This window comes from Nonomuraea typhae (assembly GCF_009760925.1).
Taxonomy (GTDB): Bacteria; Actinomycetota; Actinomycetes; order Streptosporangiales; family Streptosporangiaceae; genus Nonomuraea; species Nonomuraea typhae.
On the sequence record NZ_VRLV01000021.1, the window covers coordinates 23,576 to 49,760 of the forward strand.

The following is a 26,185-nucleotide window of genomic DNA, read 5'->3' on the forward strand; positions in this document are numbered from 1 at the left end:
CCGCACGTCTGGTTGAGGGTCGGCGTAATTCCGCCGGACTTCTGGTGCGCAGCGTGACCCAGATGGGCCCTCAGCGCTCAGCGTCCGTGGTGTTCATGGTTTCCGGGGACGGGGATCAGGCGGCGTCGAGGGCGGTGGTGATCTTGCGGATCATGTCGGCCAGGGTGGGGCTGGGGGTGCCCTGGTGGGTGCGGGCGGCGGCCTGGATGGCGACGTCGACGGTCGTCCGGAAGTTGTCCGCTTCGGCGGGGTTCTGCCGCTTGAGCAGGGTCATGGCTTCCGTCAAAGCGGGCAGCACCTGGTCGGCGAGTTCGGCGACGGTCTTGCCGTACTTCACGCCCTTGGGGGCCTTGCTGAGGACGTGGCCGATGGGGCCGGTGGCGGAGGTCAGGGCGATGGAGCCGTGGGTGGCGACCTTGTGGGCCGATTCCGCCATGCCGGCGGCCGACATGAGGGACACGGCGCCCCAGGCGGCCAGGCGCAGGGTGGTCTTGTCCTGGTCGGTGAGGGTGAGGGCGGTGGTGGTCATGCTGTGCTCCTTGGCGTTTCGTTCTTGCTGATGCATGAACCATCGCGGAGCTTGCTGATAGCCGGCCGTCACCGCCCTGACACGGCCGCTGATACGACGCCGCGAGAGCGGAGCCGGTGCAGCCGGGACCGAGTGACGCCGGCCTGCTGGACGATGCCGTTCGGAAGGCGGGGCTCGAGGACGAAATCCGCATGTCAATCTGCGTGCACGCGTCATCGCGTTCAACCAGGTGCCTGGCCCATGATCGGCGAATCCAGGTAACTCCCATGGTCGGCTCTGGTCACGTCAGTGAGCGCACCCCCGCGATGTCGTATTCGGCGACTGAGGCGGCCAGCATCTCGGCGCTCTGCTCGTCATCGGGGCCGTCGCCGCGGAACGCCTCCACGGCGGCTCGCGATTCCCACCGTTCGAAGATGTTGATGCGCCCGGCGTCCACCAGGTCCGCGGTGATGGTGAAGTCGAGGCATCCCGGCGTGCGGCGGGCCTGTTCGATGACGTTCACGCAGCCCACAAGATAGGACTCACGCTGTTGAGGGTCGACAACGATGTGCCCTGCGACGATCACCATCTGCACTCCTTGTTTTGTCTGGACCGGCCGTCGCCGGCTATGACCTTCGAGCGAAGCGAAACTCATCGGTCCGCGCCGGGTTTGCCATCGCCGCACACCCTGCACGCCGATCTGCGGTAACGCTATAAATATGTCCGATCACGTTATGGCGTTGACCGTGTCGACGCGCGCAACCCCTCTCCGCAAACCTAAAGTGGAATCCTCCGGCCGGACGTTTCACGAACCGCCGCGTCGGCGATATTGGGGGCCTCGGGTTTTTGGGGGGATCCGCATGCGCGTTTTATTTCTGGGGCCGGTTGAAGTCCAGGGGGACACCGACAAGGTGAACCTCGGCGGCGCCAAGCTCAAGGCACTGCTGGCCGCGTTGACACTCCTGCCCAGACAGGTCGTGTCCATCGAGCGGCTCATCGACCTGATCTGGGACGAATCACCGCCCAGATCAGCTACGGCACTGGTGCACACCTACGTTTCGTCGCTGCGCAGGGAGTTCGCCTCCATCGGCAGGCAGGCCGTACTCCTGACTCGTTCACCTGGCTATCTCCTGGACATCGAACCGGACGAGAGCGACCTTGAAGTTCACGGGCAGTACCTCGGCCTGGCCAGGCAATCCGAGCGGCTCAACGACTACGCCGAGGCCGTACAGCATTATGAGCAGGCGCTCGGGCTGTGGCGTGGCCCCGCGTTCGGGGGAGTCGACGCCAAGTTCGCCCGGGCCAGGGCCATCGCACTGGAAGAGGACCTCTTGACTGTCGAGGAGGGGCTCGCACGATGTGACCTCGCCCTCGGCAGGCCCTCGGAGGGCGCCGCGCGCTTGGCCAGGTTGACCGCCGAGCATCCGCTACGTGAGGAGGCCCGGGCCCTGTTGATGCGCGCGTTGTACGAGAGCGGCCGTCCGGCCGACGCCCTCGCGGCCTATCGGGACGGTCGTCGGCACCTACTGGACGAGCTGGGGGTCGAACCCGGCGAGAAGCTCAGGGAGCTGCACGGGCGCATACTCAGCGGGACACTCGATCCGCTTGCGCCCGCCGCCCGTGTCACGGCCAAGGCAAGAAGTGTCCACAGCACAGGGCAGGGTACGGCGGTGCTGGACCAGTACGCGGTCCCCCGGCACCTTCCTCCTGACATCGGCGACTTCATCGGGCGGACGGAACAGTTGGACAGCCTGCGCCGGCTCACCGAGCGTGCTGCCGGGGCCTGTCTTACGGCGACGCCCACCGTGGTGATTTCGGGGTTCGGCGGAGTGGGGAAGTCGGCGCTGGCCGTACACGCGGCTCATTTGCTGCGCGGGAACTACGCCGACGGCCAGCTCTTCGCCGACCTGCGCGGCGTGGATCAGGACCTCGGCGTCCGGCACGTCCTCGGCCGGTTCCTCAGCGCGCTCGGCGTGCACCGAGCTGAGCAGCCGGACACCTCGGAAGACCGCGTCGAGCTCTATCGGCGGAGGGTCGCCGGCAAGAGCCTGGTGATCGTGCTGGACAACGTCAGCAGCGAACATCAGGTCCGCAAGTTGTTACCCGGCTCGCCCGGCTGGCTGGTCATCATCACGAGCCGGTCCAGGTTGACGGGGCTTGAGGGCGCCGAACTGGTCGAGCTGGATTACTTCTCCGTCGATTCCTCATTGGAGATGATCAGTAAGATCATCGGCGCGGAACGGCTGGCCGCCGACCCCGTGGCCGCGGCGACCATCGCGCAGTTGTGCGGAGGCATTCCGCTGGCGCTCCGCGCGGCGGCCGCCAAGTTGCTGGCCAGGCCGCACTGGCCGTTGCAGGCGCTGGCGACCAGGCTGTCCGACGAGCGGCGCAGGCTGGCCGAACTGGCGGTGGGAGACCTGGCGATCACCTCGAGCCTTGGGCTCAACTACGCCGAGCTCGACGACCTGCACCGGCGCGCTTTCCACCTGCTCACGCTGCTTGACCTGCCGGACTTCGGATCCTGGCTCGCGGCGCCGTTGCTCGACGTGCCGCTCGACGACGCGGAGGACGTCGTCGAGCACCTGGTCGACCTGCGGCTGCTGGACGTGGCGGGTGTCGACGCGATCGGGCGGGTCCGCTACCGCTTTCACGATCTTGTGCAGCTCTACGGGGCCGAGCAGGCCCGGCACGAACCGATGCACGAAGCTTTACACCGCATGCTGAACACCTGGAGGGCGCTGGTCGAGGTCGGCGCCGGCCAGATGCCCCGGGTGACTCTTGGACTACGGCGTCTACCGGCCGCGAAGGCCGAGCTCGATTCCCGGCTGCGCGATGAGGTGGAGGGAAACCCGAGCGGCTGGTTCAAGTCGGAGACGGCCGCGGTGGTCAGGGCCGTCGAGCGCGCCCACGAGCTGGGGGCCGACGGGATGACCATGCTGCTGATCGCCTCGTTGTTGTCCTCACCGTTCGCGGTACGCAACGAGTTCGACAGCTGGCAGCGGACACTCGATGTGGCTCTCTCGGCGGCCAAGAACTCGACCGATCCCGGATATGAGGCGATGATCCTCGCGGGCCTTGGCCAGCTCTACTACGAGAAGGACGAGTTCGCCGAGGCGATGCGCCACTACCGGCAGGCGTGGCGGCAGGCCGAGGCGGTCGGGGACGCGGCCACCCAGGCGGTCGCCCTGGTCGGACTCGGTGCGGTGCACCGGGATCTCGGCGAGCTCGACCAAGCCGTCGAGGAGTTGAGCGCGGCAGCCGCGTTCGCCGAACAGGCCGGTGATCGCGATACGGCTGCCGCCGCGCTCTACGGTCTGGCCGCGATCAGCCGGGACACCGGTGACGTGGCCGCCGCGGCCACCTCGCTCGAGACGTGTATGAGGCTCTATCAAGAGCTTGGCGACAAACGTGGCGAGGCGCTTTCCCTGCGTGGTCTCAGCCTCTGTCATCGAGCGAGGGGCGAGGCCGAGCAGGCCGCTGAGCTGAGCCGTTGCGCGGAGCTGATCCTTGACGAAGCCGGTGACCCGCTGGGCGCCGGGTACGCTCGCCAGTCGCGCGCCAAGGCCATGATCCGGTCGGGACGTACCGCTGAGGCGTCGGAGTTGCTCGACTCGTGCATGCGCGTCTTCACCGAGCAGCGCGACCGGTTCGGGCTCGCGCTGGCCACCAGGACGTTGGGTGAACTGGCGCTGGCGCGAGGGGATGACGTGTCGGCGCGCGAGCTGCTCTCCGACGCGCTCAGCCTGTGGAGTGAGCTGGGGCTTCCGCTCTGGCAGGCCCGTACGCTCCGCGACCTCGCCGCCGCGGGGGCGATCTCGGACGCGGAGGCCGCCGGACGCCACTGGAGCAGGGCGATCTCGATGTTCACCGCTCTCGGGGCCAGGGAGGCGGTCGAACTCGCGCGGATAGATCCGCGGGCCTGGCTGGATCACGTACGGTTGCCGTAGTCGTAGAGGAGCTCCTGGCGAGTGCGACCGCCAGGAGCTCCGACCGGGTGGGGTTAGGCGAGTTTGTAGTTTCGGCTGGTGAAGCCGGTGGCGATGATCGCGTCGGCGTTCCACGGCATGGCGGCGAAGCCTGCGCCGTTGTGCCACGCCTTGACTTCGCCGCCGGGCAGGACGGTGGTGAGTTCGGCCTTGCCGTCGCCGTCCAGGTCACCGAACTGCACGTTGTCCTTGGTGAACCCGGTGGCGATGATCGCGTCGGCGTTCCACGGCATGGCGGCGAAGCCTGCGCCGTTGTGCCACGCCTTGACTTCGCCGCCGGGCAGGACGGTGGTGAGTTCGGCCTTGCCGTCGCCGTCGAGGTCGGCGAACTGCACGTTGTCCTTGGTGAAGCCGGTGGCGATGATCGCGTCGGCGTTCCATGGCATGGCGGCGAATCCGGCCCCGTTGTGCCACGCCTTGACCTCGCCGCTGGGCAGGACCTGAATGATCTCAGCCTTCCGGTCGCCGTCGAGGTCGGCGAACTGGACGTTGTCCTTGGTGAAGCCGGTGGCGATGATCGCATCCGCATCCCACGGCATGGCCGCGAAACCGGCGCCGTTACGCCACGCCTTGACCTCGCCACTCGGCAAGACCGTGATGAGCTCCTTATCGCCGTCACCGTCGAGGTCGGCGAACTTCACATTGTCCTCGGCGAACCCGGTGCCGACGATCGCATCCGCATCCCACGGCATCGCCGCGAAACCGGCGCCGTTACGCCACGCCTTCACCTCGCCACTCGGCAGAACCGTGATGAAGTCAGCCTTACCATCACCCGACAACGACGACCCGGCCGCGATCGGGGTGTTGAAGCGGTACAGGTTCCAGTTGCGCATCAGGGAGATGACCTTGTTGGCGTACTGCGGGTCGGTCGCGTAGTGGGCGCCGATCTTCCGGATGAACTCATCCGGATCGTTCAGATGCTGGAAGGCCGGCGCGTAGACCGGATTGCTGTTCAGCAGCCTTCCGTAGTCTCGGAACGAGTCCCGCATCGAGGCGTACACCCGGAAGTACGCGTCCACCGTGTGGCAGGTGGGCGTGCATTCCGTGGTCGAGTACTTGTGGCAGCCGATCGCGATCGGGCCCGGGGCGCCTGGGCTCGTACATTTGAATCCGAAATAGTTCTTGTCGTTCACCGATAATGTGCTGCGACCCCAGTTGGATTCCAGGATCGCCTGCCCCGTGGCCACCGAGGCGGGGACACGGAATTCAGCTTGGACCGCTTGGGCTGCGGGTCCTGCGGCGTTGATGAATTCCTCCTGGTAGGCGGCCAGGCTCCGCTGCGTGGAGGAAAGCGCCGCTTCTCGGTTCTTTTGCTGGGTCGACTGGTCGACGGGCGGCAGTCCGTCAGGTGACCTTTCCGCCTGCGCGGAGCCCGTGAACAAGGCTCCGGTGAACAAGGCGATCAGGGCGACGGCGCCGGCCTTCTTCGCCATTTTGGCGCTGTTCATGGTTTTCTCCTCGATGCAGTCAGGCGAGTTTGTAGTTTCGGCTGGTGAAGCCGGTGGCGATGATCGCGTCGGCGTTCCACGGCATGGCCGCGAAGCCTGCGCCGTTGTGCCACGCCTTGACTTCGCCGCCGGGCAGGACGGTGGTGAGTTCGGCCTTGCCGTCGCCGTCCAGGTCACCGAACTGCACGTTGTCCTTGGTGAAGCCGGTGGCGATGATCGCGTCGGCGTTCCACGGCATGGCGGCGAAGCCTGCGCCGTTGTACCACGCCTTGACTTCGCCGCCGGGCAAGACGGTGGTGAGTTCGGCCTTGCCGTCGCCGTCCAGATCGGCGAACTGCACGTTGTCCTTGGTGAACCCGGTGGCGATGATCGCATCCGCATTCCACGGCATGGCGGCGAATCCTGCGCCGTTGTGCCACGCCTTCACCTCGCCACTGGGCAAGACCTGAATGATCTCAGCCTTCCGGTCGCCGTCGAGGTCGGCGAACTGGACGTTGTCCTTGGTGAAGCCGGTGGCGATGATCGCATCCGCATCCCACGGCATGGCCGCGAAACCGGCGCCGTTACGCCACGCCTTCACCTCACCACTCGGCAGAACCGTGATGAAGTCAGCCTTACCGTCACCCGACAACGACGACCCGGCCGCCGCGTCCTCGGCGATGTTGTTGTAGCGGATCGGGGTGTACGTGTTGGCGGTCGCCGCGCTCCACGTCCGCTCCGTGGTCGGAGCGCCGTTGGGGCCCGCCTGCTCGCGGACGACCGGCTTCGTCTTCGCGGCGTCCGCCCAGCGCAGGAAGAGCGCGACGTGGTCGCCCGGCCGGTTGAGTGCGTCGCCTGGACGGAGGTCGCTGCGGGGGATCTCGTGGGTGACCTGGTAGAGGGTGGCGGTGGTGTAGGAGTGGCGCAGGCCCCACGCCATGGAGACGTAGCCCGAACAATCTGTCCGGTATTCGCCGTACTGGTTTCCGTGGCAAGCCGATTGGCTGTACGGCACTCGCGCGTCGATCCAGGTCTGCGCCCGCACCAGGGCTTCGCTCCGCGAAGTCGTCCTGTTCGCCGCATAGGTTGCGCAGTTGAACATTAAACTGACTTCGGGCGAGGGTGAGGGCGTGGGTTTGGCACTTGCGGACGCCGTGGTCGCGGCGGTGCCGGCCAGCGTGGTGGCGGTAGCCGCTACAAACAGGCAGAGCTTGGTGAAGGATTTCATGCTCGTCTCCTCATGTGATCAGAGCCGCAAGGCACTTCGCACCTTGTCGTTTCGGGTGGTTTCACCGTCACGACAAGGTTTGCGCGGGCCGCTGCAAAGCACCTGCAACCTGGCTATAGGGAGGCGAGTCCCGCCTAGAGGCCGCCTATAGGCCCCGGCTCAGGAATTGGCGGTAGAAGTCGAGCTTGATTGGAGAGGACGGTTCGCGCACCGCCGTACCCACCTTTATGCGGTACGCCTGCGCGCCGAGCAGGAGCGCAGCACCAGGCGCGCCGTCGCGGCCGAACGCGCCCGCATCGCCCGCGACCTGCACGACCTGATCACCCACCACGTCAGCGTCATCGCCATGCGGTCCCGCTCCACCGCCGAGACCCTGCCCGGCGAACCGGGCCTGGCCGTCATCGGAACCTCGGCCGACACCGCCCTGACCGAGATGCGGAGGATGGTCGGCCTGCTGACCGACGAGCACGACGGCCCGCAACCGTCGCCGGCGCACCTCGACATCCCTTTGACCGCCGGCGGGGGCCGGATGGAGATCACCGTACCCGGCAGCCTCCACACGCCGGACGCCTTCCAGATCGCTGCTTACCGCATCATCCAGGAGGCGCTCACCAACGTCCTCAAGCACGTCGGCGCCCTCACCTGGCAGGAACCATGACCCCGATCCGGCTGCTGATCGCCGACGACCAGGAACCCATCCGCGCCACCCTCACCCGCCGCCCCGGCTTCACCGTGGTCGGCGAGGCCCCGCTGACGGCGAGCGAGCCGTCGCTGCCACCCTCAGCCTGCGCCCCGACGTCGTCCTTATGGACGTGCGCATATCCGGCCTCACCGGCGTCGAGGCCACGCGCCGCATCGTGAGTGCCTGGCCACACCCCGAGCGTGCTCATCCTGAACACCCCCGACCAGCTTGCCGAAGCCGTCCGCGTGGTCGCCGCGGGTGAGTCCAGGCCGGCTCCCACCGTCACGCGGCGCCTCATCGCCGCCTTCGCCGCGACCCCTGGGCCCGCGCCCGAGGCACTCGCCGCCCTCACCGAACGTGAACTCGACGCTCTGAAGCTGCCGGCGCGCGAGCTGTCCAACGCTGAGATCGCCCAGGCGCTCAATCTCACGCAGACCGGGTGAAAGGGCCGAGCTATGCCTGCGAAACCGCCATGTTCGCCCTTCGTGCTCGCTTGATTACTGATAGAGAAGTGGTTGAGCCGGCTGTTCGAGGACGGTGCCGGTTTCGTGGGGGAGTACGGGCGTCTGGGATGGAGTCTGCCGTTCTTTGATGCCCGTACTCGCCCCGATCGCATAGATCCGCCGCACGGGCAGACAGCAGGACCGCAGGGGGCGCCTGTTCGAGGTCGGCCAGGTCGATGTCGAGGCGGGCTGGCTCGAGTACGGCGGCGCAGCAGTCCAGCAGCATGGTGCGGCCGCCGTCGAAGCGCTGCAGAGGGCGGTCGCCTCCATCCGGGACTGCCCACCAGGTCCGACGCCTGCCCGTCATCGACGGACACGACCTGATCGGCATCGTCGCCCTGACCGAGGTCACCCAAGGCCGTCCCCGACACCCCCGCGGGCGACCCGCTGATTGACCTGCACCCACTCCGCCAGGTCGGCGAGCCCCTCGGCCAGCGGCTCGCTACGCCCGCGACCGAGACGACCTTGACGATGCCTTAAGTGCATGGCTCATGGCGACGCGTCAGCGGTGGCTATGTCCCAGAGGGCACTCGCACGAACCGCCACTGCTGATTGGGGCCGGTCCAGCACCTTGCTTGGATGACGTCGGCGCCGTGCGCGATGCTGAGATGGGCGACGTCGAGACACATGTTGCTCACGTGGCTGGGCCGGATCTCGACCAGACGTCCTATCGCTGGGACGCGCTGGCCTCTGAACATCTCGGTACTTCCCCGGAAGGTCCAGGCTTGGTTGGAACGGCGAGTACAGCTTCCAGCTTGCAGGACATTTGCCAGATGGGCCCGGCTGAAGTGCGCGACATCCATGCATGTAGTGCTTTCTGTGTGCCTGGGCCGGACTTCGAACCGATTGGCACCCAGTGACACGATGCTCCAGTGCTGGTTTCGATTGCGGGGCGTGCAGCGAGCTTGGATGATGTCGGCACCATGCGCTTGGCTGGCATGGGCTACATCCAGGCACATGAAGCCCCTGGCGTGATCGGGCCGGATGGTGAAGAAGCGGTTTATGCCTGGTATGACTGGTGCCGCATACGCGGGTGCCGTCAGGCCGCTGGCGAGGGTGAGGAGAGCTGTGCCAGTGATTGCCGCAGCGCGAAAGCTTTGACGTTTCTTGATATTTCGCATGATATCCCCCGGGTTGTGAAGCATGCACGACTGCATGGCCTTTTGTGACGGGTTGTGATTATCTGCGATTACGCCGTTACGCGACGAGGTGGCGCCGCTCGGCTGGTTGAGATATGAGAACGCGTGCTGACTGCGTCCGAAGATGGCCGGCACGTCGATGTGCGGCAGAGTGGGCACCTATACATGCGATAGGCAAGAGATGCTGAGCATCACTTATGGGCCCCTAAATCCAATCCTACGACGCCCGGTCATAAATGAGAAGTGGCGTTGTCGCAGCTCAGCGTCATGCGAAGTCGGGGCCGGGCTCTATCGGATCATGCGTGCCACGGACGTCGAGTATCGCGCGCCAACTGTGGCATCTGAGGGCCGCCGAGGCGATCCGCCTGATGAAAGCGGCATAAGCAGCGTCCAAAACGCTGAGCCGCCTCGTCGTGCCGTGCGAAGGCCGCGACGGCAAGGCAGCTCGGCCGGTCAGCATGCCGAAGCGGACCAGCACGACCCGGAACGAGGACGGCATCGCCTTTCCACCGGATACGCAACCAGGCGTGCTCCCTGCGTTCCTGTCGCTGATGCGCTCGGGCCGGCCGCGCAACACCAGCCCGGCCACGGGCCCGCTGGCCACCCTCGTCGCGGACGGCTCCAACCAGGGGCTCGCCACTGACCCGGCCCTCGCGGACGGCATGCTGCCCCTGGTGTTCCCGCTCCGGGGCGGTGGAGACGAGTTCAAGTCGAGGCCCGCGTTCGAGGACCCCGCGCACGCGGTCACGGCCGGCGGTCTTCACCACGGGCTCGGCGTCCCTCCCGGCTGGCAGCCGCCGCCGGCGCTGCTCATGCGCAACAACGGCAGCCGGGGCGACGGGCGTGAACACGTCACCCCGACCAACGAGCACATGCGTACGGTCACTACAACCAGGCACCAGTCGCTCGTCACCGCGCCGCCCGGCCTGCCCCTGCCCGAAACGCTGCTCATGGCGTACCACGGCAACGGCCGCACGCAGAGCGTGCATGAGCCCCTGAGGACGATTCCGACCCTCGACCGGTGGGCGCTGCTCACCCCGGACAGCCAGATCGACGTGTCATCCATCCTGTTCCGGATGCTCCGGATCCCGGAGCTCCAGCGCACCCAGTCGTTCCCGGACCGGGATGTGTTCGATGCCGACACCGCGCGCGACAAGGTTAAGGTGATCGGCAACGCGGTCCCGCCGCCCATGGCCGAGATCCTGACCTACGCGCTGATCGAGGCATTCCTCGGCATCGAACTGTCCCGCTTCGAGTACGACCTCGCCGCTTGATCCGCTAATTGCGGTCCGTTGATCGCAGCCTCCCAGACACCCTGAATACCTCAGACCGGTCTGCTACGTCGCCCTGGTCAAGCGCCAGTTCGTCTCCCTGTTCAGCCTCGCCCCGGCGCTGAAGAGGTCGGTCCACGTCGCTACCCGTCCTCGGTCCGGGTCCCGACGCGGGGCCGGCTTCGATTCCGGTTCCGCTTTCGCTTCATCCTCCCGGAGTCGAGATGTGCTGCGGATCTTTCCTCCGGGGCATTGTGCACTCCGTGGCGGTGGCGTCCTGTGGCTGGATGTCGATCTCACCGTATTGGCTTCATGTCGCTTTGTCGCATCGTCGCCCGAGCTAGGTTCCTTACCGCAGGTGATCTGTGGGCCTCCTGGGTGCGCTCCAGGATCCATGGCCGCTCGGGTCGCCGCTGGTCCTTGACGTGTCGACCGGCTTCGCACTGCCCAGACATCACCAAACACCCCATTGGCTTGTTGTTGCCTAGGAAGAACTACAAGAGTCCCAACATGGGGCTAAACGTTACCGACGGAACGGATGTTACAAAGGTTCTGAAAGAAGGCGACCGAAAGTGAACGGCGAAGATCTATGCGAAACATGTCAAGATGATCGTTATCAAACTGTTGCCGCAAGAGGCCGTATTCTCGGCGAGCCAACCGTTTGAATGATGCCCTCCGTCCACCGGACTGCGAGGCGTGACCAAATGTCTAAGCGCATCCAGGCTCTAATTTCGTTTGTGTCGTCCCTGGCGGTATTCGCTATTGCGTGGTTGCTTCTTGAGAAGCTTGTTGGTCTTGGCAGGGAAAACTCCGTTGCTGCTGGCGCGGCTATTTCTGCGATCGTATATCCATTTGCTGTGGCACTTCTCGAATCTAAACCTCAGACAGAGTCTCCCGCTGAATCCACTCAATCGAAGTTGCGAAGGTTCGTGCAGCACATTCCTCGGTGGTTGCCGTCGGTGGCAATTGCGCTTCTTGCTATTGTATTTGTTAGCAGCCAACGCGGCGGCGAGAGTTCAAGTGGCGGACTATGCGACAATGGCAATGCTATTCCTAGTGTGCAGGAAGATAAGGATCAAGAGGCGCCTGGGCATATTGCCCATTGGAGGTTCGACGGGACGGCTCCAAGCGGATCTCCGGATGAGTCATCCCTGCGCATGCACGGCGGTGCATCGTGCACAAGTAATGCACCGGACGGGATTACCGGATCACTCCGGCTCGATGGAAAGACGGGGTACGCGAACACTAGCGGCCCACTAGTTGATACCACCAACAGCTTTACGGTCATGGCGTGGGCCTATGCTGTAGGCAACGCTGACCAGTGGGCGGCGGTTGTCAGCCAGGAGGGCTACGCTAAAATCTCGGCTTTCAGCCTTCACTACATGAAGTGCCCTGGCTCGCCTAGTCAGGATCCCTACTGTCCAATTGAGCCAGGAAACTACTGGGGATTTACCATGCATCGGAGTTCAGACAAAGAGGCTGTTCGTGCAGTCTCAACAACGCAGCATGCAAGTCTCCGCAGTTGGGTTCATCTCGCGGGAGTCTATGACGCAGATCGCCGTGAAATACGGATCTATGTTAATGGGGTTCGTCTCGCGAAACGGGTTTTCACTGCTCCCATGGATTCTGACGGCTCGCTCTCTGTCGGCCGATCAGCCTGGTATACGGTGTCGGACTACTGGCCGGGGAGTATTGCTGATGTTCGTATTTGGAATCGCGTCCTTTCGGACGGCGAGATTGAGCAACTTGCCTCATGAGGCTGCCAGGAGTGCCGGTTTGGGTCACAGGCTAGCGAATTGGAGATGACCAAATGCGGGGGATGACATACCCAAGATGAGCTCCGTAATCGACAGATCGCATACATGGCCGAGGAGTAAGAGCGGCAAGGGCGGTTATGGTTGGAGGTCGCTGACCGGTTCGAGACGCAAACGAATGGCTGCACCGCTACGTCTTCACCACCCGAGCCAAGGCAAGACGGCGGGTCATCCGCTACATCGAAGGGTTCTACAACCACCGGCGCCTGCACTCGGCACTGGGCTATCGGCCACCCTTCGAAGTTCTCAAAGAGTCCCTTCCAACCCCAACGGCCGCATAGGCTACGCCCGCAAGGCGAGTGTCCGGAATCACCGTGGTCCCCACTTCCGTCCGGATCGCGAATCCGGACACCCATCGCGCCTACGCCTCCGCCGTCGACCGCACAGTCGCCGCGCTCGGGCGCGAGCGGCTGCTGGCTGAGGTCGGCGACGACGAGGTCGGCCAGGCGCTCACCGATCTGTGGATGGGTGCGCGGCCGCGACCTGGAGCCGCTACCGGGCCGCCGTCTCTTACTGGCTCGCCTGGTGCCGCACTGTGAAGCGGTGGGGGCGCCGTCGGTGCCGGCCGAGGCCGAACGCAGCAAAGAGCATCCCGATGAGACCCGGGCGGTGGCCAAGACCACGCTGCACCGCCTGCCGTCGCGCCGGGACATCCCGGTGCGGGAGAAGACGCTGTGGCGCATGCTTTACGAGGCGGCCGCCCGGGCGGCGGAGCTCCTCGCGCTCAACGTGGAAGACCTCGACCTGGACAACCGGCGGGCACCGGTGCGGTCGAAGGGCGGCGCGCTCGAATGGGTGTACTGGGGCAGCGGCACCGCCCACCTCCTGCCGGACGGCAGCACCCGCACACACGGGGCGCTGTTCCTGGCCGAACGCCGCCCCGTACCCCGCCCGCCAGCCCGCGGCCGCCGACATCTGCCCGCACACCGGACGCCCCCGCCTCGGCTACGACCGCGCCCGCGTCCTGCTGAACAAGCACTCCGGCCTCGACCTGCACCAGCTCCGCCACAGCGCGCCACCCATCTCGGCGAGGCCGAAGTCCCGCTGCAGCTGGTCATGGGCAAGACCCGGCACAAGAACCCCCGCACCGCCCTGCGCTACGTCAAACCCGGCTCCGAGGCCATCACGAAGGTCACCGAACACCTCGCGCCATGCCGCCGCACACACTACACGCGCAGCTCAACCCTGAGGTGGCAGCGAGTGGAAGCCGCGTTAACGGCACCCCGTATACGGCCGCTGACCGGAGCCACAGTCCTTGACATGAATCGTCTAGTGCGGTGACCACGAACGTTCACCGGCTTGAGTGATCAGGCTGCTCGGACGAGTGGTCGGCCCCAACGTCTTTGTTTCTCGCTGCGGACACGGGCGCGTTCGCGGCGTTGGGCGGCCAGCACGTCGGGATGACGGGCGTTGGCGTTGCGCCAGCGGAGGTAGGCCTGCAGCTTGCGGGTCTGCACGGTGTGGCTGGGATGGTGAGAGTTGCTGATCACGAACGTGCGCAGCGGCCCGAACTGCGCTTCGATCGGGTTGGCCCAGGAGGCATAGGTCGGCGTCAGGCACAGCTCGACCTTGTTGCCGGCAGTCCAGGCGCGGATGACCGGGGTGGTGTTGGCCGACAGGTTGTCGCAGATGACGTAGATCGGCGCGCCGTCGGGGCGGGCCTTGCGGATGCTCTTGAGCGCGGCCAGCGTGTTGGCGCCGCTCTTGCGCGCGCGGACCACGCCCCACAGCTGGTCATCGCCCAGGCTGTAGCAGCCGTGGAAGTAGCGCACGCCCTGGTCGCGCCGGTAGGTGGCCGGCCGGCGTTCGGGTTTGCCCTCGCGCGCCCAGCCCGAGCCTGGCTGCGGCCGGATCGACAGCGGCCCGAACTGGTCGAAGGCAAAACAACGGTTCGGAAAGCGGGTGGTGACCTCTTCGATCCGGTCCAGCTTGGCCTCCCGACGGGGGTCGGTGGACTCCTTCCAGGTCCGGGTGCGCTGGAAGGAGATCTTGTGCTCGCGTAAGTACTGACGCAGCCGCTCCCGGCCGATCACCACGACGCGGGTCGGGTTGTCGGCCAGGTAGGCGGCCAGTTTGCGGATGCTCCACCGGGTGAAGGGCCGGCCCAGCTTCTCGGGCCGGGTGGCGGCCGTCGCGACGATGAAGTCCTCATCGCCCGAGGTGATGCGGCGGGGACGGCCTCCCGCCCAGTTAGGGTCCAGCGCGGCCAGGCCTCGCTCGTTGAAGGCGTGGATGACATCACGCACGGTGTCTTCATCGGCCGCGACCAACTGGGCGATCGCCCTCACCGGTGTCCCACTGGCCGATGCCATGACCATCAACGCGCGGCGCACGCGGACCGAGTCGTGCCTTCCCCGCCGCACCAGCCGCACCAGCGTCTGTCCTTCATGGTCGGACAACCGCCGCGCCCGCACAGGCTCGGCCATGGTGCTCCTCCTCCATCGATCGCTTCAGTGCCGATACGACAGTGGAGGGCACCCAGGACGGCCAGCGCAAGCAGTACAGCACCGTTCCTCAACCCGGTGAACCTATGCGGTCACCGCACTAGCCATGCGCCTGCTCAAGCTGGTCAAGGAAGCGGGTGATAGGGCTGGCACCCACCCCGGCATGCGGGCAGAAACGCGCAAAAGAACACCCACGACCTCAGCGATGTGTCCGACGAACTGTGCGATGTCGTCATCACCGCTCGGATCGCTCTGGCCGCTGTCACTGGTGGAGCAGCCTCCGCATGCGCCGCCCTTGCTGACCCCTTCGGCGCCGCCGACCGCGCCTGATCGCGTCTCCGAGCGAGGATCAATCAGCTGCCTTCTCGAACTTGCAAATGGATCATGATATGGCCGGGCCGGAGCACTGTGCTCGGTTATTTCGAAAGCCAAAGCGCATGCATCCGTATTATTCTACACGCAGGCCGGGTTCACCAAGACAATGCGGCAAGTCGCGCTCCGCGACCGCTTATTCGCCGCCGCCAAGAATTTGCCATTGACGGCATTCGCGAGATTGTGTTTCATAACGTCTGGCGCGCATTAATTCTGGGGCGTAGGGCCATTGGTCCACCCAATGCGCGCCATCGCCAGTGTCCTCTACGCGAAAAGGGGAAAGATGTCCGTCCTCAAAACACTCATTCTAGGCTGCGTGACCACCATGGTCGCGCTGCTGCTGGGGCTGGTGTTACCCGGTGCCGCCATGGCCGACAACCCGAGCCTGAAGGTGACGCCCGGCAACGCCGAGACGACTGTAACAATCCACGAAAGCGAGCCGGGCATCCTCAGCGCGACCGGATGCACCCGCGATGCCATCGGCCGGGCGGTCGTGTGCATCTACGTCAACGGCGAACGCCTGGTCGTCCGCTACGCCACCGTAAGCAACCACAGGGCTCCAGCGGGTAGGGGCTATATTTCGGAGACCTTCACTGGATCAACCTATGTCGGCCCTCGCCTGCCGCAAGGGTCTTCCTGGCGCAAGGAAATCAACCTGTCCATGTACGACGGCGACAAGGTGTGTGGCTCCGTTGAGGGGCTCTGGGTAGCCTGCGTTAATATCTCTTCGTAGCACATCAACGTCGGCAATCCGATAGAGAAAACGACTGGCTGGATGTCGCTCACACACCCAGCCAGTCAGCTCTTGGGATGATCGGCTACGGGCGATTCCTCAGTACACCCATCGCATCGAGACGCTCGATGATTTCGTCTCTGATCATCGCAGGTGTGAGTCCGAGTCGACTCAGCACACCGTAGGCATGTCCTCCTTCACGCGAGGCGAGCGCCAGCAGGATGTGCTCTGATCCAATGTGCACGTGGCCGATCTTCCTGGCCTGACGGGGGGTCTCTCGGAGAACCTCCGCAACCGAGATGCTGAACGGGGAGTTCTCTCCGGCAGACGGCTCTTCGACATCAATAGATGCGAGCTCGGATTCGACGTCTCTGATCGATGTGTGGCCGTCAAGAATTCGTTCGGCGTGGCCGCCCATCTGTTCGTCAAAAAGGGCACGTAGCAGGTCGCCCGTTTGCATGATCCGACCAGACAGTTGCGCGGCCTCTCGTGCTGCCGAGACGACGTGACGAGCCTGATTGCTGAATCCGTCAAGGCTTGGCTGCTGCCAGCGCTGCTGTACGGCTTGCTTTGTTCTGTTCATGGCGTCTCCGATCTGGCTCCATGAGCACCCTTCGGCACGTGCCTCCCCCACGAAAAGGCCGACAACCTGATCTCCCGTGACCTCCAGCTGGCGAGCAAACTGCTGGGCGGCGGCGACCCGGCCTAGTGGATCGGTGTCTTTGGTGATTTCCCGAAGGTAGGCAACGAGCTCGTTGACGTTCGGTGGCCGCGTGTCCACGTGTGGATAGTCGCTCCAAACCGGAGTTGCGTCAAGTTGGAATTGACGATCCGGGTGAATCCTGCACTGGCCGCGTTGGCGACGAGGCCGTCAAACCGCCCTGGAGCACCTTGGCCGCGAGGCTCCAGGCCCATTCACCTGCATGCCGCAACCCGTCGTGCGCTTGTCCTGACCCATTCCGCTCCGCCCCGGCGCCTGCTCATCCTCCGGTGCCGGGGCGCTCGCATGCTCAGGGAGACCATGGCATGACTCACCACCTATTGACCGGCCAGCTGGAATTGGCCCTGCGCCTGGCCGTCCACGGCTGGCACGTCCTGCCTCTGTCACTAACCAGCAAACGCCCCCTTGCCAACTGTCGGCGATGCCGAACGCCTGGTCGACCCCACGCGATCAACGTCTGCCCATGCCTGCCCGCAGGGCGCTGGTGTCACGGCGTACGCGCCGCCACCACCCAGCCGCAGCTGCTGACCACCTGGTGGCGCGACAACCCCCACGCCATACCCGGCGTCGCCGCCGGCCCCTCCGGCCTGATCCTCATCGACCTCGGCACCCACAGCCCGACCCCACCGGCCGACCTGGCCACCGGCCTGCTGCCCGGCATCGACCTGACACAAGAGCCCCTCCCACCAGGTACGGCCTGGCGCGACCCCGGCCAGTGGCGCATCGGCATGGACACCCTCACCCTGCTCGCCACCCTCCGCGGCGGACCTGCACCCTGGCCCACCGACCCGGCCACCAGCCCATCGTCGTCGCCACCCGGAGCGGCGGCCGGCACCTGTGGTACCAGGCGCCGCCCGGCAGCCACCACCGTCAGGCCATCGGTGAACTCGGCTGGCATATCGACATCAAGCCGGCTGGAACTACGGCATCGCCCCCGGCGCCAACACACCCGCCGGCCCCTACGTGCCGTGCTCCGGCGACATCACCCGGCCCGGCCGCATGCCGACTGGCTCGCCCAAGAAGTCACCCGCGTCGCCCCCCACGCCCCGCCCAGCGCCGCCACCCCTACCAGCCCGCCCAGGGACACCGGCCGGGCCGAGGGCCCGCCAACTACCTCACCACCGTCATCAACCGCGGCGCCGCCGGATCCGGCCTGCCCGAACACCAGATCACCGGCTGGCTCGTCGCCGCGGGAGAAGCCAGCGGCCTACCCGCCCGCCTGGCTACCCGCATCGTCACTCGCGCTCTCGCCCGAGGGACGCGATCACCTCTGTCACCGCCCACGGCCCCCGCAGCCTGAAGGAGTACCCACCATGTCCGGAACGCGATCAGCGAAGTACGAGTGGCTCACGGTCGAGGAGGTGTGCAAGGAGCTGCGAGTCTCACGTCGATCGTGGGATCGCTGGCGTGAGCGGCGCACCGGTCCCAAGGCCGTCCGGCTCGCGCGAAACGGGCCGATCCGCGTCCGCCGGGACTGGCTCGACGCCTGGCTTGAAGCCCAGGCGGCTGCGTGAAGAGTTACCAGGTCAACATCTGGAACATTCAGGTCAGGAAGGGCCGTCGCCGTCCCCACATCGTGCGCTGGGTGGTGGAAGGCTTCGAGTTCAATAAGGCCTTCACCACCTCTGGCCTGGCCGACTCCTACCGCACCAAGCTCGTCACCGCCGCCCGCGCCCGGAGAAGCGTTCGACACCGAAAGCGGCTTACCCGACTCGATGCACCGCGAAAAGCAGGCCGTCACGTGGCTGACGCATGCGGTCGACTACGTCGAGACGAAATGGCCCAAGGCATCACCCAACTCCCGGCGCTCCATCGTCGAACCATGCAGACCGTCACGCCCGCGCTCGTTCGAGACAAGCGCGGCGCGCCCACCCTCAGGTTCTCCGAGCCGCCCTCAAATGGGCTCTCGTCCCCGCCCGAGACGAGAAGCAAGCGCCAGAGGAACTGCAGACGGCCCGGCTGTGGCTGCGCCGGAACTCGGTGGCGATCACCGAGCTGAACAGCCGCCGCACCCTGGACAACGCGTTGACCGCCTGCAGCACCAAGCTCGACGGCAGCCAGGCGGCGCTCGAGTACCACCGCAGGCTGCGCCGCGTGTTCTACAACAGCCTGCGCTTCGCGGTCAGCCGGGAGCGGCTGCGGGACAACCCGCTCGACTCTGCGACGATCAAACAGGAATGGGGCCAACCCAACCTGGACGTCGCCGTTGATCCACGCGTCGTCGGCAATCCGCGCCAGGTTGGCCAGGCACTCATCGCCTGCAGTTACGTCGGCCGGCGTCAGGGCGGCCGGTTCGTCACCTTCTTCGGCTGTATGCACTACGCGATGATGCGGCTGGCCGAGGTGAGCAGGCTGCGTGACGTGAACTGCACTCTCCCGAAGAGCGGCTGGGGGAAGGTCATGCTTGAGGCCACCACACCCGAGGTGGGCAAGGACTTCACCGACACCAGCCGGCTGCACGATGACCGCGGGCCCAAGAACCGGCCCAGGAAAACCGTCCGGGCCATTCCGATCCCGTCCGAGCTGGTTGCCCTGCTGCGCCGGCACATCGAACGCTACGGCGTCGCCCCCGACGGCCGCCTGTTCCGCTCCGAGAGCGGCAAGCCCATCCCCAAGTCCACCTACTCCAGGCTGTGGGCGAAGGCGCGGCTACTCGCGCTCACGCCCAGACAGGTCACCTCCCCGCTCATGGCCCGCCCGTACGACCTCCGGCACGCCGGCATTACGTGGCGGCTGTCGGCCGGCGTCCCCGCCTCTCAGGTCGCGGAGCGGGCCGGCAACAGCGTGGAGATCCTGCAGCGGATCTATCACCTGTGCATGGCGGGCTACGACGACGTCTGGATCGACCGCATGAACCAGGCCCGTGACGACCGGGCTTGATCTCTGCCCGTGGCGGCCGTCATTTAGCGTCTGCGGCTGTCACGGGGTGGCATGACCGATATCCCGGCCGATCAAGCAAAAAGCCAGGTCAGACGGTGTCTGGCCTGGCTGCTGAAGTGTGCCCCCTGTAGGATTCGAACCTACGCACCCGGCTCCGGAGAGGATTGCAGGTTCCCGTAGCTGCTAGGCCCTGACCAGGCATAACAAGCCTGAACGGCTCGACATCGACTCCTATGGCCCACAGCCAGCCCACAAGATTTGCGATGGTTCCAACTCCGGCACGCCTTCCTTCTGCTTCCGGGCATGTGGGTAACGGGACCTGCCAAGGGGTCCTTACCGGATGCGCTGAGCTGCCCAAGAAGCGTCGTCGTCGGTTGTCATCTGTCAGTAGAGGCCAACCTCGGACGGCCCACAGACGGCCCGATAGCGGATCGGACGCAAACGCCCTCCGGCAGGATTCGAGCCGGCGAGCGCCGGATTAGAAGTCCGAACCACATAGCCGCCGCTCAGTGGCGCCAACCTGCGTACACATACCTTCATGTGGAGGCATGAGCCAGTCTAGATACTCCCGAAGCCATCGCCGGCCCTTCGCTTCAGTTCCGGCAAAAATTTCGCGAGCATGGATTCTATGCCTGAGCCTCTCGTCATGGTACAGAACCTTGTAGCGATCCGACCTTGGTAGCAGGTGCTCGGAAAACAGCGGGCAAGACACTGTAGAGCAGAGAACTGCAAGTGGTCAGCGCGAAGCCGCACTGCCAACCTTAGATCCGCGGCCGTGAAGCGTGAGCTTGAGTGGCGCATTTCGGTTTGGACTCAGCTGCAAACCTTGTCGCATCTACTTAGGCATATTCGAAAGTATCTCGTTCTGCAGATCGAACCATGCCAAGACATGACTCTGCTTGCGAAATTTTACGATCGTATCCGCAATCTTGGCGCGAGCGGAAAAAATCGCGGCAGACCCCGCACCAATTATCGGCTTCCAATGTGGCGGCGCATACTCCGATAGCGCCCCAGCAATTCCAATGCCACTCACAATAAGGAACTTCTGCTCTAGGCTTTCTCTGCGCTGCCTCATTCTAGTCACTTCTCTTCTGGTGGACGCTACCAGTTCATGCAAACGCGCTGTCCATTCATGAATAGCTCCCGGCGCCGATGCTGCTAAGGCGGAATCAAGTTCTCGTAGCGTCCGCAACCAGTCGTCTGCTGAAACGCAGCCAGCTTGGCTCAGGTCAGTCCGGGGATCTATCGGGAGGTTGCACAGAAGAGCCCTCCCGACTTCATAGGGCAAATAGGAACTCTTATCTGGTCTAAGCTCGACGGGAAGCAGGTCGACCTCTTTGGCAGGCAGAACATTAATGCCGTCAAGCGAATTCATGTAAGGGTAAATGCGGAAGCGTGAATAGATGTGAAGCCAGTCGTATGACACTGCTGGATCGCCAGTTAAACTGAGCGTCCGTTCGACTATTCTCTCCGCTTGTCCTACGCCGCAGTATGTAGCCACTAGTGCAAATTTGTCCGAGACAACATCTGCGAACTGTGGAGGCGTGAGCCAGTCTAGATACTCCCGAAGCCATCGCCGGCCCTTCGCTTCAGTTCCGGCAAAAATTTCGCGAGCATGGATTCTATGCATAAGCATCTTGTCATGGTACAGAACCTTGTAGCGATCCGACCTTGGTAGCAGGTGCTCGGAAAACAGCGGGGCAAGATACTCTAGAGCAGAGAACTGCAAGTGGTCAGCGCGAAGCCGCACTGCCAACCTTCCTTGCTCTATGAGGTCGATAAATTGGCGGACAGTAAGGCCATACCTGGATTCAAAGTGCTCCGATGTCGGCAGGGGGCGCAAGTCGGTAATTACTGTATTGAAGAACGGCAATAGATCTACCGGTCTTATCGACCCTACGCAGTAGGTGTAGGGGGACGTGAGGGCTAGCTCGGGATATAGGTCTCGCGATGAAGCAATATCCCTCTGAGCGGAGAGCCTGGTCGCAATTTGGTGCGCCTTCTCGATCTCCGCTTCACGCATCTCAGTGAGGCTCGCCCTGTCCATTTTACCAATGTCCGAATTATTCCTCTTGATAAGCTGCTTCAGCTAGAATGGGATCCTCCAAGGAGACGGCCGGAGTCCACGCTAGTTCCTTCCGAGCCAAACCCCAGTCAACGCACCCATTAGAGCGCCCCTGCGCGGAAACGTGTGATAGCTCCTTTCCGCAAGCGTGAGCGATGGACGTAGCCAGCTTAGGAAGGATGGTAAGCCTGCCTGAACCAAAGCAGAATATCTCATTCTTTCCCGTGTAGCCCAGAGCGCGGATTACGCCGTCTACGACGTCGTCTACGTGAATGAAATCCCGGCACTCGTCGCGGACCATGATCCTGGAGCCAGATTCCAAGGATTCATAGAGTCTAGCGATGAAGCCATTTCGGTCGCCAGGCCCATAGATAAAGGAAGGGCGCAAGATTGCATATGGAATACCACTGGTGACGATAACCTGCTCACCGAGATACTTCGTGAGCGCATACGTCGAGCTTGGCCCAATAGCGCTCGATTCGGCTATCAGCGGGGCTGGCGCGTATACCCCAACCGTTGATACGTAGATAATTCTCTCAATTTGATGCTTGCTCGCCCAATCGGCCACCACCATGGTGGCATGAACATTGTCTGTCACGTACTCATGCCGAGTTTGTGCGTTTATTCTTCCCGCGAGATGGACGATTTGACTGATGGGCACGTCTATTTTGTCCAAGATCTCGCTAGACGTAATATCGCCGCAGACATATGGCAGGCCAGGTGACCTGGAATCATGTCCACGACGCCCCACTCCTATCGTCTCAATGCGAAGGGCGTCAAGCGCGGCCGTAAGACGTCTTCCTATAAATCCAGCAGCTCCCGTTACGAGAACGCTTCTACCCTCAAGGCTGGTGAAGTCTGGTATAGTTTGGATCAACGAAACGCTCCAGAAGTTCGGTATAAGCCGCGAAGCAATAGCCGCCGGTGACGGAATGCCCGGCGTGCACTACCTATCGACACGCCATCACATCGCAGCGTCTCGTGCAATGGTCTCAGTCGTTCTCATACCAAGAAGTTCCTGACCTGTGCATTGCTCGGTTGACCAGCCTTCGGAATGCGCCCTACTTCTCCGCGAGCACCGGCTCGGGTGCGAGCACAGGCGCCGTCGGGTGGACACCCTCGGTGATCTCTTGCCGGACCCCGCTGTGACCTATCCTGCAGGCAGATGTTTGGCACCTTGTTGGCGGTCTGGATGGGTTCGCGACCCGTAGTCACTCAGCGGATCACGTGCCTTCATGTGCTGACCACCCGGCTGGGTGGACATGCGGGCATTACCTGCCGGACGCAAGAACCCAAGGAAGCGCTCCTAGGGTCTGTCTTCAAATGATCACAGCCAGAGCAGGAGTGAGGCGATCGTGACGGTGGCGGTGTAGGAGGTTGCGGTCTTGTCGTAGCGGGTGGCAAGGCCGCGGAACTGCTTGAGGCGGTTGAAGCAGCGCTCGACGACGTTGCGTCGCTTGTAGCGATCACGGTTGAACCCGGGTGGTCGACCGCCGCGGCTGCCTCGCCGCCGGCGGCCGGCTTTCTGATCGGCCCGCTCGCGGATGGTGTGGGCAATGCCGCGTCGGCGTAGGTAGGAGCGGATCTCGCGGGAGCTGTAGCCCTTGTCGGCCACCACGTGGTCGGGGCGGGTGCGGGCCCGTCCCGGCCCGAGGCGTGGCACGTTGATGGCCTGGAGTAGCCGAGGCAGGCGGGTGCAGTCGTTGACGTTGCCGCCGGTGACCACGAAGGCGAGAGGGCGGCCGCTCCCGTCGCAGGCCAAGTGGATCTTGGTGGTCAGCCCGCCCCGGGATCGTCCGAGGGCGTGATCGGTCTCCTGCCGGTGGCGCCCCCTTTTCGGGCTCCGGCCGCGTGCTGGTGGGCGCGCACGATGGTGGAGTCCACCGCGACCAGCCAGTCGATGTCACCGGCGGCATCGGCCCGCGCCTGAACCGCGCCGAGCATCGCGGTGAAGGTGCCGTCCAGAGCCCAGCGCCGAAACCAGGTGTAGAGCGACTGCCAGGGGCCGTACCGCTCGGGCACATCCCGCCAGGCCGAACCCGTGCGGATCTTCCACACGATGCCGTTCAACAGCCGCCGGTCATCCTCGCGAGGACGACCACGCCGGCCCGCGGGCAGTAACTCCTTGAGCGCGTCCCACTCCTGATCAGTCAACTCATGACGGCGAATCACCAGAGCATGATCCCGCACAATCTAGATCATTTTGAAGACAGACCCTAGAGTGGCCGCCGGCTTCGCCTTCGCCTACGTGGTCTGAGCGAGCGGGGCCTACAGCCTCGTTGCTGTCCCCAGAATGGCTCGAATGCGCCCTGACGCCGACCACGTCAACACTTCCATGGCCGCCATCATGTACCAGAGCGCCCCGGGTCGATGCCCTGCGTTGGGGTCGCATCGCAGGCGCCCAGCCCCTGCCGCGCGACCACCCGTTCCACACCCGTCCAAGGTCTTGGTCGCGCCGCGCCTGACATCGGAGATGCTGGGAAGCATGGCATAGGCTGACTCAATGCGAGAGACTCTCTTCCATGGCTGGCGAACTGGCGATGACCGCCAAGCGATGGGATGAACTCACTGCGCTGTTGCAGGATGAACAGCTGCTTCAGGCCGAGTATCCCAAGGTGGCCGAATACCTGAGCAGATGCGGCGCGCCTTCCTGGTCAACGAGTGACCGCCGCCCGCCGGCGAATCCGGTGGAGCGTTGAGGCTGCGCTGGTCATGCGGGCATTGCCCGCCAGGTTGCAAGACCAGGTGCCTGACCTTGTGACCGAGCTGGCCACAGGCCAGATCCCGTCGAATGCCATCCCCGACCTCGACGTCCCCGATTGCTATCAGGTCGTGGCCAGCGAATTTACGATGGTTTGCGGTGTCTACCCAGATGAGGCGTGGACCTGGCTGTTACGGCCCAACACCTGACCACGCGGCCCGCCTGGCTGCTTGCTGGACCACATCCCGATCCTTTCGCGGGATGCCCTGAACACCCTAGCCTAGAGAGCACTGTGCCGCCGCTAAGGGAGCACAATGAGTCAGGTGAAGGACACGCCCGCCTACGTTCGCATTGCCGAAGACATTCGCGCCCGTATCCGTCGAGGAGACCCACCTCCAGGAGGCATGCTCCCTTCTGAAGCCGACCTCATCCGTCGGTACAGCGTGGCACGAGGTACGGTACGGCAAGCTCTGGCTGAGCTGGAGCGTGAGGGCCTGGTGGTTAGCCAAACGGGCAGAGGCCGCAAGGTATGTGGGGAGTCGTTGAAGGAAGCCCCACCGAGCACTCGCTATGAAGATGTGGCCCATCAACTGCGCAAAGACATCAACGGGGGCGAATTTGCGCCAGGCGTACGTCTTCCCGGGGAACCAGCCCTGGCGCAGAGATTCCAAGCAGCCCGCGTCACCGTACGAAAGGCTCTCGAAATTCTCCAGCATGAGGGCCTAATTATCGCTATCCCGAGCAAGGGACGCTTCGTCGCCGACCAGAGCCCTCGACAGAGTGGCGAGGACTAATCATATGACAACTTCCGCTGGTGGTTTCACGCCCCACGACGCCCATCGTGCCCTGATCGCCGCTTGCACGGATGTTGACCTGGAACACAGAGACGCCGAGCCTATTAGGTTTGGGGAGAATGCGCTGTATCGCCTTAAGTCGGCCCCCATTGTTGTGCGCATAGCGCGGAATGCCGACAAACTTCGCGATGTCGAAAAAGAAGTAGCGGTAGCGCGATGGCTCGAATCTGCCGACTTTCCCAGTGTGCGCCTTCTTCTGGATTATCCTCAGGCTGCGGTCTATGACGGCAGGGTGGTGACTTTCTGGAAATATATAGAAAGCAAAGCCCCCAATCCCGACTCCGTTGACCTTGCGGATATCCTCCGCCGTTTGCATGCGCTTGCCAAGCCCGCAAATTTGACTCTGCCGCCGCTTGATCCGCTAGCTCGTGTATCCGCAAGACTGGATAAGGCTGTCAATGTTGGAGATGTAGATCTTCAATTTCTTCGTAACCACACGAAGGACCTCTATGCGGAGTATGGCACCCTTAGCTTCGTATTGCCGGAAGGTCACATTCATGGCGATGCCCACAAGGGAAATCTCCTTCGTTTCAAGGATGGACGAACAATCATATTTGATTTTGAAATGTTCGCGTTCGGGCCTAGGGAGTGGGACCTAGTGACGGGCGTAGGTATGCCGTATGAAGGATTTCGATGGATTGATAGAGAGACTTACGTCCAAGCGTCTCGCGCTTATGGTTTCGATGTCATTGAGTGGCCAGGCTTTCATACTCTTAGGAGAATTCGTGAAATTACCATGACAACATGGCTCATGCAGAATGTAGGCCATTCATGCGAAATTCAAGCTGAGTTTGAGCGTCGTATGATCTCACTGCGGAACAACGACCTACCACGCCGGTGGCGAGCTTTCTAGCACC

The 26,185-nt window shown here is 64.0% G+C and carries 25 protein-coding genes and 3 pseudogenes; 18 read left to right on the forward strand and 10 right to left on the reverse strand.

Features of this window, described 5'->3' with window-relative positions:
- Window positions 1–115 precede the first annotated feature (115 nt).
- On the reverse strand, window positions 116–529 hold the full coding sequence (locus FVE25_RS48280) for a hypothetical protein (RefSeq protein ID WP_157254292.1): 414 nt from the start codon (window positions 527–529) through the stop codon (window positions 116–118).
- Window positions 530–809: 280 nt separating this feature from the next.
- Window positions 810–1,097, reverse strand: a complete 288-nt coding sequence (locus FVE25_RS48285) for a putative quinol monooxygenase (RefSeq protein WP_157254293.1) — start codon at window positions 1,095–1,097, stop codon at window positions 810–812.
- Between the two features lie 271 nt (window positions 1,098–1,368).
- On the opposite strand from FVE25_RS48285, the gene FVE25_RS48290 reads away from it, so the two are divergent.
- On the forward strand, window positions 1,369–4,455 hold the full coding sequence (locus FVE25_RS48290; RefSeq protein ID WP_181019956.1) for an AfsR/SARP family transcriptional regulator: 3,087 nt from the start codon (window positions 1,369–1,371) through the stop codon (window positions 4,453–4,455).
- Between the two features lie 53 nt (window positions 4,456–4,508).
- On the opposite strand, the gene FVE25_RS48295 is transcribed toward FVE25_RS48290, so the two are convergent.
- Both FVE25_RS48295 and FVE25_RS48300 read right to left on the reverse strand, forming a co-directional pair.
- On the reverse strand, window positions 4,509–5,942 hold the full coding sequence (locus tag FVE25_RS48295) for a glucosaminidase domain-containing protein (RefSeq protein ID WP_219825985.1): 1,434 nt from the start codon (window positions 5,940–5,942) through the stop codon (window positions 4,509–4,511).
- 19 nt (window positions 5,943–5,961) lie between these two features.
- A complete protein-coding gene (locus FVE25_RS48300) occupies window positions 5,962–7,149 on the reverse strand; it encodes a C40 family peptidase (RefSeq protein ID WP_157254295.1) in 1,188 nt (395 codons plus the stop codon).
- A gap of 166 nt (window positions 7,150–7,315) precedes the next feature.
- Between FVE25_RS48300 and FVE25_RS48305 the strand changes: the two genes are divergently transcribed.
- The 3 genes from FVE25_RS48305 to FVE25_RS48315 are packed head-to-tail and all read left to right on the forward strand — an operon-like array spanning window position 7,316 to window position 8,274.
- On the forward strand, window positions 7,316–7,807 hold the full coding sequence (locus tag FVE25_RS48305) for a sensor histidine kinase (RefSeq protein WP_157254296.1): 492 nt from the start codon (window positions 7,316–7,318) through the stop codon (window positions 7,805–7,807).
- Window positions 7,804–8,010 (forward strand): helix-turn-helix domain-containing protein, encoded by a 207-nt coding sequence (locus tag FVE25_RS54135; protein ID WP_181019957.1) that lies wholly within the window; start codon window positions 7,804–7,806, stop codon window positions 8,008–8,010. The genes FVE25_RS48305 and FVE25_RS54135 overlap by 4 nt, the downstream gene beginning before the upstream one ends.
- 21 nt (window positions 8,011–8,031) lie before the next feature.
- Complete coding sequence (locus tag FVE25_RS48315) at window positions 8,032–8,274, forward strand: transcriptional regulator (RefSeq protein WP_157254297.1); 243 nt, start codon at window positions 8,032–8,034, stop codon at window positions 8,272–8,274.
- A 572-nt stretch (window positions 8,275–8,846) separates the two neighbouring features.
- Here FVE25_RS48315 and FVE25_RS57240 read toward each other — a convergent pair.
- Complete coding sequence (locus FVE25_RS57240; RefSeq protein WP_425489532.1) at window positions 8,847–9,293, reverse strand: RICIN domain-containing protein; 447 nt, start codon at window positions 9,291–9,293, stop codon at window positions 8,847–8,849.
- Between FVE25_RS57240 and FVE25_RS55920 the strand changes: the two genes are divergently transcribed.
- The 6 genes and pseudogenes from FVE25_RS55920 (at window position 9,207) to FVE25_RS48345 (ending at window position 13,839) form a co-directional block, all read left to right on the forward strand.
- Entirely contained in the window at window positions 9,207–9,503 is a 297-nt protein-coding gene (locus tag FVE25_RS55920; protein WP_246268674.1) for a hypothetical protein, read from the forward strand. The two genes, FVE25_RS57240 and FVE25_RS55920, sit on opposite strands and share 87 nt — an antisense overlap.
- Before the next feature lie 497 nt (window positions 9,504–10,000).
- Window positions 10,001–10,747, forward strand: coding sequence for a DNA cytosine methyltransferase (locus tag FVE25_RS48325; protein WP_157254299.1), 747 nt, complete (start codon window positions 10,001–10,003; stop codon window positions 10,745–10,747).
- 701 nt (window positions 10,748–11,448) lie between these two features.
- The gene (locus tag FVE25_RS48330; RefSeq protein ID WP_157254300.1) at window positions 11,449–12,501 is read left to right on the forward strand and encodes a LamG domain-containing protein; all 1,053 of its coding nucleotides are present in this window, start codon (window positions 11,449–11,451) and stop codon (window positions 12,499–12,501) included.
- 173 nt (window positions 12,502–12,674) lie between these two features.
- Window positions 12,675–12,839: pseudogene (locus FVE25_RS48335) on the forward strand (integrase core domain-containing protein); the annotation flags it as partial.
- Between the two features lie 33 nt (window positions 12,840–12,872).
- Complete coding sequence (locus tag FVE25_RS48340) at window positions 12,873–13,097, forward strand: hypothetical protein (RefSeq protein ID WP_157254301.1); 225 nt, start codon at window positions 12,873–12,875, stop codon at window positions 13,095–13,097.
- Entirely contained in the window at window positions 13,084–13,839 is a 756-nt protein-coding gene (locus tag FVE25_RS48345; protein ID WP_157254302.1) for a tyrosine-type recombinase/integrase, read from the forward strand. The genes FVE25_RS48340 and FVE25_RS48345 overlap by 14 nt, the downstream gene beginning before the upstream one ends.
- A 26-nt stretch (window positions 13,840–13,865) precedes the next feature.
- Here the strand turns inward: FVE25_RS48345 and FVE25_RS48350 are convergent, their stop codons facing one another.
- Entirely contained in the window at window positions 13,866–14,984 is a 1,119-nt protein-coding gene (locus FVE25_RS48350) for an IS630 family transposase (protein WP_157254303.1), read from the reverse strand.
- Between the two features lie 631 nt (window positions 14,985–15,615).
- On the opposite strand from FVE25_RS48350, the gene FVE25_RS48355 reads away from it, so the two are divergent.
- On the forward strand, window positions 15,616–16,107 hold the full coding sequence (locus FVE25_RS48355; RefSeq protein ID WP_157249682.1) for a hypothetical protein: 492 nt from the start codon (window positions 15,616–15,618) through the stop codon (window positions 16,105–16,107).
- Between the two features lie 85 nt (window positions 16,108–16,192).
- Here the strand turns inward: FVE25_RS48355 and FVE25_RS48360 are convergent, their stop codons facing one another.
- Window positions 16,193–16,888, reverse strand: a complete 696-nt coding sequence (locus FVE25_RS48360; RefSeq protein WP_157249683.1) for a Clp protease N-terminal domain-containing protein — start codon at window positions 16,886–16,888, stop codon at window positions 16,193–16,195.
- Window positions 16,889–17,133: 245 nt separating this feature from the next.
- Between FVE25_RS48360 and FVE25_RS57245 the strand changes: the two are divergent.
- The 3 genes and pseudogenes from FVE25_RS57245 to FVE25_RS48370 all read left to right on the forward strand — a co-directional run.
- Window positions 17,134–17,520 (forward strand): annotated as a pseudogene (locus FVE25_RS57245) (bifunctional DNA primase/polymerase); the annotation flags it as partial.
- 621 nt (window positions 17,521–18,141) lie between these two features.
- The gene (locus FVE25_RS55925; RefSeq protein WP_246267459.1) at window positions 18,142–18,342 is read left to right on the forward strand and encodes a helix-turn-helix transcriptional regulator; all 201 of its coding nucleotides are present in this window, start codon (window positions 18,142–18,144) and stop codon (window positions 18,340–18,342) included.
- A gap of 466 nt (window positions 18,343–18,808) precedes the next feature.
- Window positions 18,809–19,708: a tyrosine-type recombinase/integrase gene (locus FVE25_RS48370; RefSeq protein ID WP_157249685.1), complete on the forward strand. Its 900-nt coding sequence runs from the start codon at window positions 18,809–18,811 to the stop codon at window positions 19,706–19,708.
- Window positions 19,709–20,543: 835 nt separating this feature from the next.
- Here FVE25_RS48370 and FVE25_RS48375 read toward each other — a convergent pair.
- The 3 genes and pseudogenes from FVE25_RS48375 to FVE25_RS48385 all read right to left on the reverse strand — a co-directional run bounded on the left by FVE25_RS48375 (window position 20,544) and on the right by FVE25_RS48385 (window position 23,942).
- A complete protein-coding gene (locus tag FVE25_RS48375; RefSeq protein WP_157249686.1) occupies window positions 20,544–21,755 on the reverse strand; it encodes a hypothetical protein in 1,212 nt (403 codons plus the stop codon).
- Between the two features lie 16 nt (window positions 21,756–21,771).
- Complete coding sequence (locus FVE25_RS57250) at window positions 21,772–22,650, reverse strand: NAD-dependent epimerase/dehydratase family protein (protein WP_157249687.1); 879 nt, start codon at window positions 22,648–22,650, stop codon at window positions 21,772–21,774.
- A gap of 450 nt (window positions 22,651–23,100) precedes the next feature.
- Window positions 23,101–23,942 (reverse strand): annotated as a pseudogene (locus tag FVE25_RS48385) (IS5 family transposase).
- A 353-nt stretch (window positions 23,943–24,295) separates the two neighbouring features.
- Here FVE25_RS48385 and FVE25_RS48390 point away from each other — a divergent pair.
- The 4 genes from FVE25_RS48390 to FVE25_RS48405 all read left to right on the forward strand — a co-directional run bounded on the left by FVE25_RS48390 (window position 24,296) and on the right by FVE25_RS48405 (window position 26,181).
- On the forward strand, window positions 24,296–24,472 hold the full coding sequence (locus tag FVE25_RS48390) for a hypothetical protein (RefSeq protein ID WP_157249688.1): 177 nt from the start codon (window positions 24,296–24,298) through the stop codon (window positions 24,470–24,472).
- A gap of 58 nt (window positions 24,473–24,530) precedes the next feature.
- Window positions 24,531–24,683 (forward strand): hypothetical protein, encoded by a 153-nt coding sequence (locus tag FVE25_RS48395; protein ID WP_157249689.1) that lies wholly within the window; start codon window positions 24,531–24,533, stop codon window positions 24,681–24,683.
- A gap of 105 nt (window positions 24,684–24,788) precedes the next feature.
- Window positions 24,789–25,268, forward strand: coding sequence for a GntR family transcriptional regulator (locus FVE25_RS57255; protein ID WP_157249690.1), 480 nt, complete (start codon window positions 24,789–24,791; stop codon window positions 25,266–25,268).
- 4 nt (window positions 25,269–25,272) lie between these two features.
- Window positions 25,273–26,181 carry a phosphotransferase enzyme family protein gene (locus tag FVE25_RS48405; RefSeq protein WP_157249691.1) on the forward strand — a complete coding sequence of 303 codons (909 nt, stop codon included), beginning with the start codon at window positions 25,273–25,275 and terminating at the stop codon, window positions 26,179–26,181.
- The last annotated feature ends 4 nt before the right edge of the window (window positions 26,182–26,185 follow it).